Source organism: Acinetobacter sp. C13, from assembly GCF_016809775.1.
Lineage (GTDB): Bacteria > Pseudomonadota > Gammaproteobacteria > Pseudomonadales > Moraxellaceae > Acinetobacter > Acinetobacter pittii.
The window spans coordinates 742,215-756,783 of record NZ_JAFBJL010000002.1 but is presented as its reverse complement, the minus strand read 5'-3'; the positions used below and the strand labels follow the sequence as shown (position 1 = coordinate 756,783).

16 protein-coding genes and 1 other RNA gene are annotated in these 14,569 nt (G+C 35.3%); 7 read left to right on the top strand and 10 right to left on the bottom strand.

Features of this window, described 5'->3' with window-relative positions:
- Window positions 1-27: 27 nt before the first annotated feature.
- The 5 genes from JGE69_RS08785 to kynU form a co-directional block, all read right to left on the bottom strand.
- Window positions 28-1,206 (bottom strand): S8 family peptidase, encoded by a 1,179-nt coding sequence (locus JGE69_RS08785; RefSeq protein ID WP_199112737.1) that lies wholly within the window; start codon window positions 1,204-1,206, stop codon window positions 28-30.
- A 561-nt stretch (window positions 1,207-1,767) separates the two neighbouring features.
- Entirely contained in the window at window positions 1,768-2,049 is a 282-nt protein-coding gene (locus tag JGE69_RS08780; RefSeq protein ID WP_005073920.1) for a DUF6527 family protein, read from the bottom strand.
- Window positions 2,050-2,641: 592 nt separating this feature from the next.
- A complete protein-coding gene (locus JGE69_RS08775) occupies window positions 2,642-3,388 on the bottom strand; it encodes an alpha/beta hydrolase (RefSeq protein ID WP_199112739.1) in 747 nt (248 codons plus the stop codon).
- Between the two features lie 7 nt (window positions 3,389-3,395).
- Window positions 3,396-4,802 (bottom strand): amino acid permease, encoded by a 1,407-nt coding sequence (locus JGE69_RS08770; protein ID WP_199112741.1) that lies wholly within the window; start codon window positions 4,800-4,802, stop codon window positions 3,396-3,398.
- A 40-nt stretch (window positions 4,803-4,842) separates the two neighbouring features.
- Complete coding sequence (gene kynU / locus JGE69_RS08765) at window positions 4,843-6,093, bottom strand: kynureninase (RefSeq protein ID WP_199112743.1); 1,251 nt, start codon at window positions 6,091-6,093, stop codon at window positions 4,843-4,845.
- 147 nt (window positions 6,094-6,240) lie between these two features.
- On the opposite strand from kynU, the gene gigD reads away from it, so the two are divergent.
- Together gigD and JGE69_RS08755 are read left to right on the top strand one after the other, a co-directional pair.
- A complete protein-coding gene (gene gigD, locus JGE69_RS08760) occupies window positions 6,241-6,690 on the top strand; it encodes an Lrp/AsnC family transcriptional regulator GigD (protein WP_199112744.1) in 450 nt (149 codons plus the stop codon).
- 29 nt (window positions 6,691-6,719) lie between these two features.
- A complete protein-coding gene (locus tag JGE69_RS08755) occupies window positions 6,720-7,256 on the top strand; it encodes a GNAT family N-acetyltransferase (protein ID WP_199112745.1) in 537 nt (178 codons plus the stop codon).
- A 51-nt stretch (window positions 7,257-7,307) separates the two neighbouring features.
- Here the strand turns inward: JGE69_RS08755 and JGE69_RS08750 are convergent, their stop codons facing one another.
- Window positions 7,308-7,601, bottom strand: a complete 294-nt coding sequence (locus tag JGE69_RS08750; RefSeq protein WP_199112746.1) for a hypothetical protein — start codon at window positions 7,599-7,601, stop codon at window positions 7,308-7,310.
- A gap of 425 nt (window positions 7,602-8,026) precedes the next feature.
- On the opposite strand from JGE69_RS08750, the gene JGE69_RS08745 reads away from it, so the two are divergent.
- From JGE69_RS08745 to JGE69_RS08730, 4 genes are all read left to right on the top strand, one after another.
- Window positions 8,027-8,713: an HAD-IA family hydrolase gene (locus JGE69_RS08745; RefSeq protein WP_199112747.1), complete on the top strand. Its 687-nt coding sequence runs from the start codon at window positions 8,027-8,029 to the stop codon at window positions 8,711-8,713.
- A complete protein-coding gene (locus JGE69_RS08740) occupies window positions 8,697-9,125 on the top strand; it encodes an RNA-binding S4 domain-containing protein (RefSeq protein ID WP_068563087.1) in 429 nt (142 codons plus the stop codon). Before JGE69_RS08745 ends, JGE69_RS08740 begins: the two co-directional genes overlap by 17 nt.
- Before the next feature lie 145 nt (window positions 9,126-9,270).
- Entirely contained in the window at window positions 9,271-10,317 is a 1,047-nt protein-coding gene (gene recA / locus JGE69_RS08735) for a recombinase RecA (RefSeq protein ID WP_002115680.1), read from the top strand.
- A gap of 59 nt (window positions 10,318-10,376) precedes the next feature.
- Complete coding sequence (locus tag JGE69_RS08730) at window positions 10,377-10,859, top strand: regulatory protein RecX (RefSeq protein ID WP_005068912.1); 483 nt, start codon at window positions 10,377-10,379, stop codon at window positions 10,857-10,859.
- Window positions 10,860-10,872: 13 nt separating this feature from the next.
- Here the strand turns inward: JGE69_RS08730 and ffs are convergent.
- An RNA gene (gene ffs, locus JGE69_RS08725) (signal recognition particle sRNA small type) lies at window positions 10,873-10,969 on the bottom strand.
- A 314-nt stretch (window positions 10,970-11,283) separates the two neighbouring features.
- Between ffs and JGE69_RS08720 the strand changes: the two genes are divergently transcribed.
- Window positions 11,284-12,159: a YbgF trimerization domain-containing protein gene (locus JGE69_RS08720; RefSeq protein ID WP_005068911.1), complete on the top strand. Its 876-nt coding sequence runs from the start codon at window positions 11,284-11,286 to the stop codon at window positions 12,157-12,159.
- A gap of 58 nt (window positions 12,160-12,217) precedes the next feature.
- Here the strand turns inward: JGE69_RS08720 and lpxA are convergent, their stop codons facing one another.
- The 3 genes from lpxA to lpxD are packed head-to-tail and all read right to left on the bottom strand — an operon-like array spanning window position 12,218 to window position 14,565.
- On the bottom strand, window positions 12,218-13,006 hold the full coding sequence (gene lpxA / locus JGE69_RS08715) for an acyl-ACP--UDP-N-acetylglucosamine O-acyltransferase (RefSeq protein WP_199112748.1): 789 nt from the start codon (window positions 13,004-13,006) through the stop codon (window positions 12,218-12,220).
- Window positions 13,003-13,488, bottom strand: a complete 486-nt coding sequence (fabZ, locus tag JGE69_RS08710; RefSeq protein WP_002115603.1) for a 3-hydroxyacyl-ACP dehydratase FabZ — start codon at window positions 13,486-13,488, stop codon at window positions 13,003-13,005. Before fabZ ends, lpxA begins: the two co-directional genes overlap by 4 nt.
- 6 nt (window positions 13,489-13,494) lie before the next feature.
- Entirely contained in the window at window positions 13,495-14,565 is a 1,071-nt protein-coding gene (gene lpxD / locus JGE69_RS08705; protein WP_199112750.1) for a UDP-3-O-(3-hydroxymyristoyl)glucosamine N-acyltransferase, read from the bottom strand.
- Window positions 14,566-14,569: the final 4 nt, after the last annotated feature.

Sequence of the window (14,569 nt, the reverse complement as noted above, 5' to 3'; positions counted from 1 at the left end):
TTTTCCAATTTCAAGACATACTTCTTATTAAGGTGATTTATATAACAATCGATTTGGGCTACCAGAAGGATTTTTTACCACATTACTACTTGCTTGATTTAACAGATTAGTTGAGATTGTCTGAGGTGTTGCTGTAGGTGTACTTTGCAACATTTCAGCTACGACTCCAACAACATGTGGAGTAGCCATTGAAGTTCCATTTAAAACTTTAGTTGCTGTATTGCTCCCAATCCATGAAGAATTGATCTGGCTTCCTGGCGCAAAAATATCAACGCAGCTTCCATAATTAGAATAACTCGCTCGAGTATCTGTACTATCTGTAGCAGCAACAGTAATTGCCTTACTTACTCTGGCAGGAGAAGAACTACATGCATCTGTATTCGAGTTTCCTGCAGCCACAACCATTACATAACCATTATTAAATAAATTTTCTACTGCACTATCTAAAGATGTGTTTGCTTCACCACCTAAAGACATATTTACTACAGCTGGCTTTTTACCATTTTTTAATATCCAGTCTAAACCAGCAATCACATTACTCGAAGCACCAGAACCATCACATCCTAAAATCCGAATAGGCACTAAGCTTACATTCTTGGCAACCCCATAGGTACTACCACCAACTGTTCCTGCCACATGGGTACCATGACCATGACAGTCACTTGTTCCATTACCATCAGATATCGCGGTATAGCCACTTAATACCCGTCCAGAGAACTGTTGATGTGTAGACAATATTCCTGTATCAACAATATAAGCAGTTGTACCTGAACCTGTTTGTAAGTACGAATAGGCTGAATCTAGAGGTAAGTTTTTTTGGTCAATACGATCTAGTCCCCAATCTGGGTTACTTTGGGTAGTGGCATCAACTTTCATGATTGTGTCATTTTCTACTGAAACGACTTTCGGATTTTTTTTCATGGCTTCAACAAAAGCAGTACCGGCAACATCGGGTAAATAAATTGCAAATCCCTTAACTACAGCATCATAGGTCTGTAATACCTTCCCACCATGTTGTTTAGCAATACCTTGTGCAAACTCGTTAGAAGAACCCACATCCTTATTAAGAATAACAATATATTGATTTTTAATAATTCCTTTTGCTTCAGATGAGCCTAATACAGAATTTGTTGTAGCAGGTGCAGCATAGGTTAAATGGCTCAGCGCTATTGTTAAAAGAAAAGTCGAAACTTGACAAAACTTCATAGAAAATCTCCATATTTTTTACTTTAGACATCATTGTTATGATCAGTACAGTCTTTATATTTAGGGATTAACATCTTTTGAAAGGAATTTTAATTATATTCTCCATATATTATAACCACGTCATGTTTTCATAAAACTTGGACCTATACAATGCTATTATCTTTTTTCATTTAAAATTGAGAACCAATTCAAATAAACCAATACATCAAACATTTTAGAATAAATAATTATCTTACTTTATTTATAATTTAGTTTAGGTAGGATGTATAATGTAAAAATATATAATCATTAAAAATAATATAAAAGTAGAAATAATGAGATATGTTCCAGTTGTATTAAAGCTTTTTAAAAATTTCCAGATATCCATAAATAAAAATATAAAACAGTAAGTTATGAAAATTCTTGCAAATTATAATATAGCCTTCAACTAAAAGAGATTTACAATTTTTTAAACTATATGTGTTCAGTATCAAATATGTAAAGATATATTGCAAAAATATGTGATAATTAAGGAAATGTGCAGTCCTTTAAATGGTCATAATTAATAAATACCAAAATCAATTATATTCTATAGTTTTTTAATTTTAGTTCTGGCAGCTCAACCTTACAACCAGCTAAATGATGCCTACAATTAACGCTATATTCGATAAAGCCATCTTTAATAAAGTAATTACAATATTCATTTATACTTATGATGGGATCAAATGTCGGTTTTTCCAAGTTACCATTAAAAAACCATTGGTTGCCGTTAGAGAAAGGATAATGTACAGGAATATAATGAAGATATCCGCAAGCAGGACACATATGTTTATACATGCCTCCTTCAAAATACTGTACTTTCATTAACACTCCTTTAAAAATAAAAGAGCCGACTAAACCATTTATTTACAGATGCTATATATTATTAAATTATGTGCTATAGCCTTCTCTCTTTTATTTTTCTGTTTTTAATTTATCTCACCTATATGACAAATTCATGAAGTTCCGAGTGTAATCTCACACTTTGTTAGTTTGGTAAAATATATTTTATATAATCCATTAATTAAATGATAATTCCAGTTAAATAATGAAAAGCAAATACTAGTTTGTTTCTTATTTGGCAGAGGGCTATGTGATTAACTCATATTAATCATTAAATAGATATTACCGCCATATTCAAGAACAAAATTCGATTTATCTTATTGTTTTTAAAAATCAAATAAAAAAGTCCGCATCTTGGGAAGCTACGGACTTGAAACTCAACTAAACAACAGCTAAACATTTTGCCGCTTAGTGAGAAAGCACTATCTTTTTAATCTAATTAAGTTCTATAGTCAGGTCAATAAGGATAATTAATTTTTATAAAAATTAGGTTGAGTTGTGATTTATCTCACATTTTATCTTCTAATGAATTTAATCTGTTTTTCTTTACTCAGTTACATTCTATTTCAAACACTTAAACTAAAATATTATTAAAGTAATGATTTAAAATAGAATAATGGTTAATTTCAGGAATAAGCTTGAAAGAAACAAAATGCTGATCTTGCCTTTTCTTCATTTCAAAATAATTTTGGCTTTGCCATTTCAACTCGTCAAGTTCGAGTTCACCACAGAAAATTGAACATGAAGTAGTAATTCGTTTTGACTGATGAACAGGGCTATATTTTAAGATATCTTCGCTTGAAAGATTGAGAGCATGATTTAAATGTGTACTTTGTATAGGTTCCAGATCATAAATTCCACTTAACAAAACCATCTCAGATATGAGTGGATGGCCTAATGACAAAGCAGCCAGATGCGCCCCTGCCGAATGACCAACCAAAACTACCTCATTAGTTTTCCAGTCTTGCTCTCGAATAAAATCGAGAGCTTGATTAACTTGAGAAGCAATATCTGAAATTTTGCTTTGTGGCGCCAGATCATATTCTAAAAGAATACACTGTGCACCCTTGGCTAGAACATACGGTACGATGAATGCAAAATCTGATTTATCACACCATTGCCAATAACCACCATGAATAAAAATAACAGTCTTTTTGGCTTGCTCTAATGGGAAAAAATCTAAAGTTGACCGTGAGTGCGTACCATATTGGATATCTGCAAGATGGGTAAATTTTTGATAGCTCAACAAGCTTGTTCTTTTAAATACTGCCAATATTTCATGTTCATTCGCTACGGTTCTAGAATTATCATATAGTCGCATAGGTCTCTCACTTCAAAGATTCTTCATGATTATTTAAAGCAAGCTTGGCTGATGAACGTTTTAAATAATAGAAAAATGTAAGAACAACAACTAATGGGACTCCAAACTGTAAAGTTGACTTGAATTCATTGGTAAACCATGTCGTGACAGTGATACTTAAAATTGCGATTAATCCCAACAGTGAAATTAACTGGCTCGCTGGAACCTTAAATTTTAACTGTTCTCCTTTTCGTGCCATATTCCTTCTAAAAAACATATGGGTAACAAAAATACTGCCCCAAGTGAACAACGCACCAAACATAGATAAAGCAATCATGATCGGGAAAGCCGAAGCTGGGTTAATCGTATAAACAATACTCGCGACTCCAATACCCACTGCTGACAATAGCAACGCGTTAATTGGTACGCCATTATGACTAATACGACCAAATAGTTTTGGTGCATCTCCTGCTCGTGACAAGCTAAATAGCATACGTGTTGAGATATACAGCATACTATTCATAGCTGATAAGGCTGCGACAATTACAATAAAATTTAAAATACTGTCTGCATATGGAATCCCTACAATTTTCATCACCATCACAAAAGGACTGGTCGCTTCGGCTCCAATTAAAGTTGTCCAAGGAACGAGTGCCACAATAAGAAATAAAGACAGTAAATAAAATAGAATTAAACGAATTGCAGTACTTTTAAACGCTTTCTTAACGGCTCTTTCCGGATCTTTAGCCTCACCTGCTGCAACAGCGATCATTTCAATACTTAAATAACTAAATATTGAAATGATTACTCCAATCCAGACTCCACTAAAACCATGAGGAAAAAAGCCCCCATGATCAGTTAGATTAGAGACAACCTGAGCTGTTCCTCCATGACCTTGAGTCAAAATACCAATTGCTAAAAGAATAAATACAATAATTGCAAAGACTTTTATTGTCGAAAACCAATATTCAACCAATCCAAAAGCTTTAACACTATATGCATTAACAACAAGTAAGGTTAGCGAGAAAAAGGCTATCCAGACCCAAGAACCTACATGAGGAAACCATAATTTCATATAGTCAGCAACTGCTGTAATTTCTGTACCGACCGCTAATACAATACATGCCCAATAACAATAACGGACTAAAAACCCAGCAAGCGGACTTATATAATGCTCAGCATATGCCCCAAATGAGCCTGACGTAGGGTGCTGGACAGTCATCTCAGCCAAACAAGCCATAATAGCAAATGCGATTAAGCCTCCAATGGCATAACTTACGATGACAGCTGGCCCAGCAAAGCTAATTGCGAACTTGCTTCCCATGAACAGCCCTGTACCAATCGCTCCACCAATTGCAATCATTCCCATCTGTTTTGCGGATAATTTTTTATGTAAACCCGCTTCTCGATTTTGTATTTCATCAAAACTGCTCATAGGCCCTCCTAGCCATTTTTCTAATGTTGATCTCTAACGATCAGGTCACTTCACTGCGCACCAGATAACGTTCATTTTTCCATTCGCTATTCAGCATAATTTGCTTAAGTTGTTGTACGGCATTCCAAATATCTTCAAATCCTAAATATAAAGGTGTAATTCCAAAACGTAATACTTCCGGCTCTCGATAATCCCCAATTACCCCACGAGCAATGAGAGCTTGAATAATTTCATAACCGAACTCATGTCTATAACTGACATGGCTGCCACGATATTTATGGTTTAAAGGTGTAATCAGCTCAAAACCAAACTGAGGACATTCTTGTTGAACAAGTTGAATAAACAAATCAGTTAATTTGAGGGATTTCTCACGTATTTGTTGCATATCAGCTTGTAAGAAAATATCGATACCACATTCGATTAGACTCATCGAAATGATGGGTTGAGTTCCACACAAATAACGACGAATACTGTTAGCTGGTTCATAGTGCTGAGCCATATCAAATGGTTTTTTGTGCCCCCACCAGCCTGATAAAGGTTGCCAGAACTGATCACGATGCTTTCGATTTACCCATAATAATGCTGGAGAACCTGGGCCGCCATTTAAATATTTATAAGTACAACCAATCGCAAAATCACTGTTGCTCTGATTAAGATCCATAGGCACTGCACCAACCGAGTGACATAAATCCCAAATAATCAAAGCATCCTTAGCGTGAATTTGTTGATTAATAGATTCCATATCATAGAAATATCCAGTCCGATAATTCACATGAGAAAGAACAACGACAGCCACATCTTTTGCTAAAATACGAGATAAATCATCTGCGCCATCAATCAATTCAACTTGATAACCCTGATGAATCAAATCGATAAAGCCTTCAATAATATAAATATCGGTTGGAAAGGCATCTTTTTCAGCAACAATAATTTTACGTTCCGGAAATTTTTCAGCTTGAATTTTTACCGCTGCTGATAGAACTTTGAATAAATTTAGGGTCGTTGAGTCTGAAATAACCACTTCACCTTTTTCAGCACCGATAAGCTGCGCGACTTTATCTCCGAGTCTAGTCGGTAGTCCCCACCAATCTGCTTTATTCCAACTATTAATCAGGTCCTCACCCCACTCTTTTGCAATAATATGCTGAGCAACCTCTAATGATTTTTTTGGTCTTGCGCCTAAAGAATTCCCGTCTAAATAAATGATATTTTCTGGCAGTGCAAATTCATCTTTAAACTTTTTGAGTTCATCTTCCTGATCCCAATAGCAGCATTGTTCGTGAGTAATCATTTGTTATTTCACCTTTTTTCAACATTTCCTTTGTATTCGAATTTTATCACGTCAATTCTTTCGATTTATTCGATAATATTTGATTAAAATTTGCCATTTTCGTATAAAATTCGAATTAAAATTAAAAAACATGGATGAAATTCGAAAATGAATGTAGATGCAATTGATCTTAAAATTTTAAAATATTTACAAGATAATGCTCGGTTAAGTAATCAAGAACTGGCCGATCTGGTTAACCTTTCGGCTTCAGCTTGTCATCGGCGAGTTAAAATTTTAGAAAGCAATGGTGTAATTGAAAAATATCAAGCGAAAATTAATTATGAAAAACTAGGTATAAAAATTGAGGCAATTGTCGAAATAAAGCTTGCCCAACTCACAGAAAATGATCACAACTTCTTTTTAAGTCAGATCAAAAATTTTGATGAAGTCATTAATGCATATATTATTACTGGCGAATCTAATTATGTTTTACACGTTGCGACCAAAGATTTGAGCTCTTTTTCTCATTTCGTCATTAATACCTTAAATAAAATAAAAGGTGTAGTGAGCATCAATTCCAAGATCATTTTACAAAAGATTGTGCAAAAACCACTTTGATCCTTTATTTTTAATTAAAGAGACATGTCATGATCGAAACTCAGCGTTTAATTTTAAGACAGTGGAAAGAAAGTGATGTTGAGCCTTTTATAACAATGGGCTTAGATCAAGATGTTATGCAATTTTTCCCAAATCTCTTAACGCCCCAAGAAAGTGTTAATTTAATCCAAAAAATTTCATCTCTCATTGATAAAAATGGTTGGGGCTTTTGGGCAGTAGAATTAAAAGAAACCCATCAATTTATCGGGTTTATTGGTTTACACAGCCAACCTGAACAATTTGACTTTTCTCCATGTGTAGAAATTGGGTGGCGACTTGCAAAAGAATTCTGGAAACAAGGTTATGCTACTGAAGCAGCAAAAGCAGCTTTAGACTATGGTTTTAATGTACTGAATTTAGATAAGATCGTTTCGTTTACCGCCACTATTAATACACCCTCTCAAGCTGTAATGGAGCGGTTAGGAATGCATAAAGTTAAATATTTCAATCATCCTAAAGTTCCCGTCGAACATGTCCTGCGAGAACATGTTCTCTATGAAACTTATAATTCTAAGCTTGAGTTATGATTGAGATTAATATTGATATAAGTAAAGTATTCTAATGAATTAACAGGATTACTAATCATCAAAATCATAGCCAACACAGGTAGAGCTTTCCCAATACTCATGGATTTTACTCGCGATATCTTCTTTCTCCATTGTGGTGAGTACATAAAAGAGCTTAGCCTCTTTATTTTTTCTTAGTATTAATAAGTTATAATAATCATACTCAGGTCCATTAAGACCTAATGTTGGCTGTGATTCACAGTGCTTTTCTGCTTTGTAGTGCCATTCAAGTTTATAAGTATCAAGGCCATCAGCAGCATTGATTACAATACCGTCATTGGCTCCGCCAATAAATCCAATTTTCATTGCTTTCTCTAAATTCTTATTAGGGTTAATTTTAAATATAACTTTAAACAAGTATCCTTCAATTTATAAAATGTATGTCAATACGTATCCTATGTAAGCAAAATTAACCATAAATATAGATGACTTTTAAGATTTCTTAATTGCAAAACTTTGGCTGCCTATTTTTACTTTAAACACAGAAAAAGTTTTCTATTAAAAAGCATTTATTATTGTTTTTTGTTTTTCAAAATTACACGCTATAATTTTCAAATCATTTATCCTCCCTACCCATCACATTAATCAAAAACACCTTTTGAAAGAATTAATGGGTGGAGTTTTAAATTAATTTTATATCTCGAAGTTTCTTTAATTAATGATTTTTAAAAGGATATATGGTAGATGTGTCTTAAAAATTTTGCTTTAAATGATTTTGGAGATATTTAGATATGTCTAAAATCATAATGTTTGACATGGATGGAACTTTATTAGATCTCGCTTTTGATGATTTCATCTGGAATGAATGTCTTCCTAAGCGACATGCAGAGATACATCAACTTCCACTCGACCAGAGCCAAAAAACACTATATCAGTTTTATCAATCACATAAGCATACACTTGTTTGGTATTCATCAGCTTTTTGGACCAAAACTGTAGGCGTTGATGTACTCAAATTACAGCAAGAGTTTCAGACAAAAATTCAAGTTCGCTCAGGTTGTATTGAGCTTCTGCAGGAACTGAAAGAACAAGGATATAGTTGTTGGTTAGTTACAAATGCTGACCGTGCAAGTTTACGATTAAAGCTCGATAATATTGCAATTGAACACTTCTTTAACGTAATCGTATCGAGTGAGCAAATTAGTTATGCAAAAGAAGATATTCATTTTTGGCAAGAGCTCCAAAAATTACATCCTTTCGACCCAGATGCAACCATTTTTATTGATGATACAGCTCCTGTACTAAAAACAGCTGAAAAATTTGGTATCAAACACTTGTTTACTATCTTGCAGCCCTCAAGTCTAAAGGATGTAAGAAAGCATGAAGATTTAGAATATAAAGCACTAGATCGACTTACAGAATTGCTGTCTATATTGAATCAAATTGATAGAAAGGATAATGATGTCAAAATCGCTTGAAAACGATGCTGTAGAGACCATGCGTATCGATAAATGGTTATGGGCTGCTCGTTTTTTTAAAACTCGTTCAATTGCTAAAGCAGCAATCGAAGGAGGTAAAGTACATCACAATAATGAGCGTGTAAAAGTTTCCAAAGAAATTCGTGTTGGAATGGAACTTATTATTCAACAAGGTTTTGATAAAAAAACCGTTGTCGTAAAAGCGCTTGCGAACACACGTGGTCCAGCACCAGTTGCCCAGCAACTTTATGAAGAAACAGAAGTAAGTATTGCTAGACGGGAGTTGATTGCATCCCAACGAAAATTGCATAATCTTGCTCGACCTGATCATAGACCGAGTAAAAAGGATCGTAGACAGATTAATCGGTTTAAACAGGATAATGATCAACACTGGTCGTATGGTGATGAATAAAAACGTCGAGTTGTGTCGCACACACACAGACAACACATAGAAGCTATAGAAAAAATCTGTCACTATTAGCCCTGTGAAACAAGTTGAGATTCAATGCATCCACTTGGGTTAAACGTGATGAACTTAGAGTATTGAGGTTTTTGAGATGGATGAGAATAAAAGCAAAGCATTACAAGCCGCGCTAAGTCAAATTGAGAAACAATTTGGCAAAAATACGGTGATGCGTCTCGGTGATAACACTGTTCAAGCAGTTGAAGCTGTATCTACAGGTTCTTTGACTTTAGATATTGCATTGGGGATTGGCGGTTTACCGAAAGGTCGTATCGTTGAGATTTATGGTCCAGAATCTTCTGGTAAAACCACAATGACTCTCCAAGCGATTGCACAATGTCAAAAAGCTGGTGGTACTTGTGCATTTATCGATGCAGAACATGCATTAGATCCACAATATGCACGTAAGCTAGGCGTGGACATTGATAATCTACTTGTATCGCAACCTGATAACGGTGAACAAGCACTCGAGATTGCAGACATGCTAGTTCGCTCTGGTGCAATTGATTTAATCGTTGTCGACTCAGTTGCTGCTCTTACTCCTAAAGCAGAAATTGAAGGCGAAATGGGTGACTCTCACATGGGCTTACAAGCTCGCCTAATGAGTCAGGCATTACGTAAAATTACGGGTAACGCTAAACGCTCGAACTGTATGGTTATTTTCATTAACCAAATCCGTATGAAAATTGGTGTAATGTTTGGTAGCCCTGAGACTACGACTGGTGGTAACGCATTGAAGTTCTATGCTTCTGTACGTTTAGATATCCGCCGTATTGGTCAGGTCAAAGAAGGTGATGAAATCATCGGCTCTGAAACTCGAGTTAAAGTTGTTAAAAACAAAATGGCTCCTCCTTTTAAAGAAGCTATTTTCCAAATCCTATACGGTAAAGGTACAAACCAGCTTGGCGAACTTGTAGATTTAGCTGTACAACAAGATATCGTGCAAAAAGCAGGCGCTTGGTATTCATATCAAGGCAATAAAATTGGCCAAGGTAAAAACAATGTTATCCGCCACTTTGAAGAAAATCCTCAAATGGCTGGAGAAATTGAAAAGATTATCCGTGAACAACTGCTAACTACGGGTACTAATGGTGCTGTACAAGTGGAAGATGAAGAAGAAGATCTTCTATTAGAGTCTTAATTACCGCTTATAAGTCTTAAAACGCCCTTCGGGGCGTTTTTTACAAGGAAATATTAAATATGTTCAAAAGAACAGAAGAACAGCCCCAACAACGCGCTTTGCTAACAGGGCAACGTTTGCGCTCATATGCTTTTGCATTATTGACTCGTCGAGATTATTCGAAAGCAGAACTTATCGAGAAATTGAATCGTTATGCACAAAACCCTGAAGAGGTTAAGCAACTTGTTGAAGAGTTATCTGAGCAAAATTATCAAAGTGACCAACGCGTTGCAGAACTAACGTTGGCTAGCCAAATTCGTAAAGGCAAAGGGCCAAAACGCATTAAACAAGCTTTAAAAACTAAACAAATCGAAAATGATTTAATTGCAGATGAAATTCATAATATTGATTGGGTGGAACAGGCTTATCAACTTAAAGTGAAAAAGTTTGGTGAAGAAGTAGAAAAAGATCCTAAACTTAAAGCAAAACAGATGAGGTTTTTACAATATAGAGGATTTGATTTAGATGTAATTATGAAGGCAATCCAACGGAGATCGGATTAGAAGATGGTGGCAACCCCACTAGCAAAACTTCGGCACATCATAGATCTGCTACCGTTGCTACCTTCCGGTCCTGGCGGGGTTCACAGAGTACAATTGCGAAGCCACCAGCGGGGCTACCATTGCAAAACAGAGTATAGAGATTTTTAAAAGAGTTGCAAGCCTTCTTCTCAATTTTAAGCAAGTTTATGTTTCAATTGATTAATTCATCGTCAAAAACATATAAATTCCTAGAATCTCTTATCTTATATTCTTTCTTGATACTTATTTTGAATAAAATATGCTTGAAGATTGTAAACTATTCTTGCATTTATATTGTTAGCTGTTTTAATTGCAATGATCAATTAAAACCTTAGATAGCTAATGTGAATAGTTTACATATTCCCTTCTCAAGTTAGCTTTTACATAAAATTATGGACCTATACTCATGCGATTGATGAAGCATTCTTTATTATTTATTGCCTTAATGAGCACTACTTCTCTCTATGCCAATATTCCAATTGAATCGCGCGGTTTAAGTCAAAGTGGTGGTAGTTCAACTAACACTTCATCGAATAACGCTTCAGTCCCAAGTAATTTAAATTGGGAATTGATGCAAAAAAACCAACAATTAGAAAATGATATACGTACCTTACGCGGTCAGTTAGAAGAACAATCGAATGATATTGAACAACTGAAAAAAGATTTATCTAATCGCTATACTGATTTAGACCAGCGTTTGGAATTACTAAATCAAAAAGTAGATCCAGAAAGTGCAGCACCAGACAATACAGCAAATAGTGATGCTACAGCTACCGGAAGCTCAGAAGCTCCTCCTACCGACAATAAAGCAGCTAGTACTACTACAACTGCTGCAAGTCAAGTTACTTCCCCCTCACAAACGCAAGTAACACAACCAGCTTCATCGCCTGCTACGCAAAATCAATCGAACCCTGTAGAGCTTGAAAAAGCAGCTTATACTGTCGCTTTAGATGCCTACAAACAAGGTGGAGCGAAAAAAGCGATTGCTCCAATGCAAAACTTTATCAAAAATCACCCTAATAGCGTTTATACAGGGAATGCCTATTTTTGGTTAGCCGAGTTTAATTTAGCAACTGATCCGGTAAATTATAATGAAGCTAAAAAGAACTATAATGTAGTCGCTACGCAATACCCAAATTCTAGTAAAGCTCCTCGCGCGCTTTATCAACTCTACAGTATTGCCAAAGATGTTGATAAAAACACTGTATCAGCAAACCAATATAAAGCTAAAATTTTAAGTCAGTATCCAAAATCTGAAGAAGCCAAATTTTTTAACAAATAAAAGTTTTTAAGAAAAAAAGACACCGCAGATTGCGGTGTCTTTTTTTGAATATCTCGGCTTAACGCACAATACCACGTTCTGATTGCTCAACAGAGTCAATTAATAATTGAGCTTCGGGAACATTCGGAAGAATATCATTTTTAATCTGCTCAACAGCTTGAACAGAAGTCAGGCCTGATTTAAAAATCAATTTATAAGCTTCTCTAAGGCCTTGAATTGTATCCTTAGACCAACCTTTTCGACGCATACCTTCTATATTAATACCAAACGCATGTGCTGGATTACCAGATGCCATAACATAAGCTGGCACATCTTTTAAAATTAAAGATGCTCCACCAACCATACTGTAAGAATCGATTTTACAGAATTGATGAATTCCCGAATTACCCCCAATAATGACATGATCACCAATATGGACGTGTCCAGCAACACCAACATTATTTGCGAAAATATTATGATCACCAACAATACAGTCATGTGCAATATGCGTATTAACCATCAATAAGTTATGACTACCTATTTTAGTTAAAGCATGATCTTGTACAGTTCCTCTATGTAAACTGCAATGCTCACGAATTAAATTATGATCTCCAATCTCCAACCAAGTTTCTTCACCTTGATATTTCAAGTCTTGGCAAACTTCACCAACACTTGCAAACTGGAAAATCTCATTATTTTGACCAATTTTGGTAAAACCACCAACTACAACATGTGAATGTAATTTAGTACCAGCACCAATTGTCACATTTGGACCAATAATACAATAAGGTCCTATTTGGACATCTGGGGCAATCACTGCAGATGGATCAATAATGGCCGTAGAATGAATTAAATCGTGATTGCTCATGCCTGCTCTGTTTTTTGGTGTGAAATCATAATTTCAGCGGTTGTTGCTACAATACCGTCAACGGTAGCTGTACAGTTATATTTGTAGATACCGCGTTTTTGCATTACTAATTCAGATTTTAATACAAGTTGGTCGCCAGCAACTACTTGTTTTTTAAATCTAACCTTTTCTGCACCAGCAAAGAGGAATAAAGAACCCGGTTTTGGGGTCTCATTGTTCATAATAAAACCTAGAACGCCCGAAACTTGAGCTAATGCTTCTACAATTAAGACACCCGGCATAATTGGATATTCTGGGAAATGTCCTTGGAGGAATTCTTCATTGATAGAAACATTTTTATAACCAACAATACTATTGTCAGTAACTTCAGTCACACGATCAACCAATAAGAATGGGTAACGATGCGGCAAATATTGACGAATCGTTTGAATCTGCATTGGTAATTCAGGGATGGCAAATTTAGGTGTAGTTGACTCGGTCATAATATTCTATTTACGCAAATTAAAAGTTGATTCAAGAGACTCTATTTGAGCTTGTATATGATCAAGTCGTTTAGTGATTTGGGTCAATGGCACATCTGCTAATTGTCGCAAGCGTACAATTGTCTTTTTCCAATGACTATTTTCAAATAATCCAATTCCTGAAGAATAGGTACCAGCTTCAGAAATATTTTTTGTGACCATTGACATTCCAGTTAAAGTCACATTATCAGTGATTGAAAGGTGACCAGACACACCGCAAGCTCCTGCAAGAATACAGTTTTTGCCAATTTTAGTGCTTCCAGCAATTCCACATTTAGCAGCAATAGCTGTATTGGAACCAATATGAACGTTATGTGCGATTTGCACAAGATTATCAATAATTACCCCATCTTCCAAAATCGTATTATCTAGTGCCCCTCGATCAATACTACAATTTGATCCAATACGGACATCATTACCAATAATAACTGAACCTAATTGTGCAATACGATGCCATTTACCTTGATATGGTGCAAAGCCAAAGCCTTCACTACCAATTACAGTACTTGCATGAACTCGAACACGATCAAGTAATTTAGAACCGCCAGTAATGGTGACATGAGAATCGATAAAACAATCCTTTCCAATTTCCACATTATCATCCAGACGAGTATGAGACTGAATAATCGTGTTCTCACCTACTACACAATTTTCACCAATTACAACGTAATGGCCAATATATGCTTTTTTAGAAATAATTGCGGAAGGATGAATTTGAGCAGTACTTTCAATACCTATTGATGTGATCTTTTTATCAAAAGCATGGGTAAGGATGGCAAAAGCCAAATATGGATTATCAACAATAATAAAATTTTGTTTATCAGTAAGCTGTTCTTTAATAGAGCTTGTAACAATGTACGCACCCGCACGGCTAGCCTTTGCTTGATCGATATACTTTTCGCCATTTACGAAAGTAATATGAGAAGGTTCAGCATTTTCTAAACTTGCCAGGTTTATGAATTGAAGACTACCCGCACCGACTAACTCACCATTCACTAGGTGAGCTAGTTCATCTAAACGATAATGTTGCACTTTCATTAAT

Coding starts and splice junctions, on each gene's coding strand:
- gigD (WP_199112744.1), top strand. CDS start 6,241: ATGAATGTAGATGCAATTGATCTTAAAATTTTAAAATATTTACAAGAT.
- JGE69_RS08770 (WP_199112741.1), bottom strand. CDS start 4,802: ATGAGCAGTTTTGATGAAATACAAAATCGAGAAGCGGGTTTACATAAA.
- fabZ (WP_002115603.1), bottom strand. CDS start 13,488: ATGACCGAGTCAACTACACCTAAATTTGCCATCCCTGAATTACCAATG.
- JGE69_RS08750 (WP_199112746.1), bottom strand. CDS start 7,601: ATGAAAATTGGATTTATTGGCGGAGCCAATGACGGTATTGTAATCAAT.
- JGE69_RS08755 (WP_199112745.1), top strand. CDS start 6,720: ATGATCGAAACTCAGCGTTTAATTTTAAGACAGTGGAAAGAAAGTGAT.
- JGE69_RS08740 (WP_068563087.1), top strand. CDS start 8,697: ATGTCAAAATCGCTTGAAAACGATGCTGTAGAGACCATGCGTATCGAT.
- JGE69_RS08775 (WP_199112739.1), bottom strand. CDS start 3,388: ATGCGACTATATGATAATTCTAGAACCGTAGCGAATGAACATGAAATA.
- kynU (WP_199112743.1), bottom strand. CDS start 6,093: ATGATTACTCACGAACAATGCTGCTATTGGGATCAGGAAGATGAACTC.
- JGE69_RS08780 (WP_005073920.1), bottom strand. CDS start 2,049: ATGAAAGTACAGTATTTTGAAGGAGGCATGTATAAACATATGTGTCCT.
- lpxA (WP_199112748.1), bottom strand. CDS start 13,006: ATGAGCAATCACGATTTAATTCATTCTACGGCCATTATTGATCCATCT.
- lpxD (WP_199112750.1), bottom strand. CDS start 14,565: ATGAAAGTGCAACATTATCGTTTAGATGAACTAGCTCACCTAGTGAAT.
- recA (WP_002115680.1), top strand. CDS start 9,271: ATGGATGAGAATAAAAGCAAAGCATTACAAGCCGCGCTAAGTCAAATT.
- JGE69_RS08785 (WP_199112737.1), bottom strand. CDS start 1,206: ATGAAGTTTTGTCAAGTTTCGACTTTTCTTTTAACAATAGCGCTGAGC.
- JGE69_RS08730 (WP_005068912.1), top strand. CDS start 10,377: ATGTTCAAAAGAACAGAAGAACAGCCCCAACAACGCGCTTTGCTAACA.
- JGE69_RS08745 (WP_199112747.1), top strand. CDS start 8,027: ATGTCTAAAATCATAATGTTTGACATGGATGGAACTTTATTAGATCTC.
- JGE69_RS08720 (WP_005068911.1), top strand. CDS start 11,284: ATGCGATTGATGAAGCATTCTTTATTATTTATTGCCTTAATGAGCACT.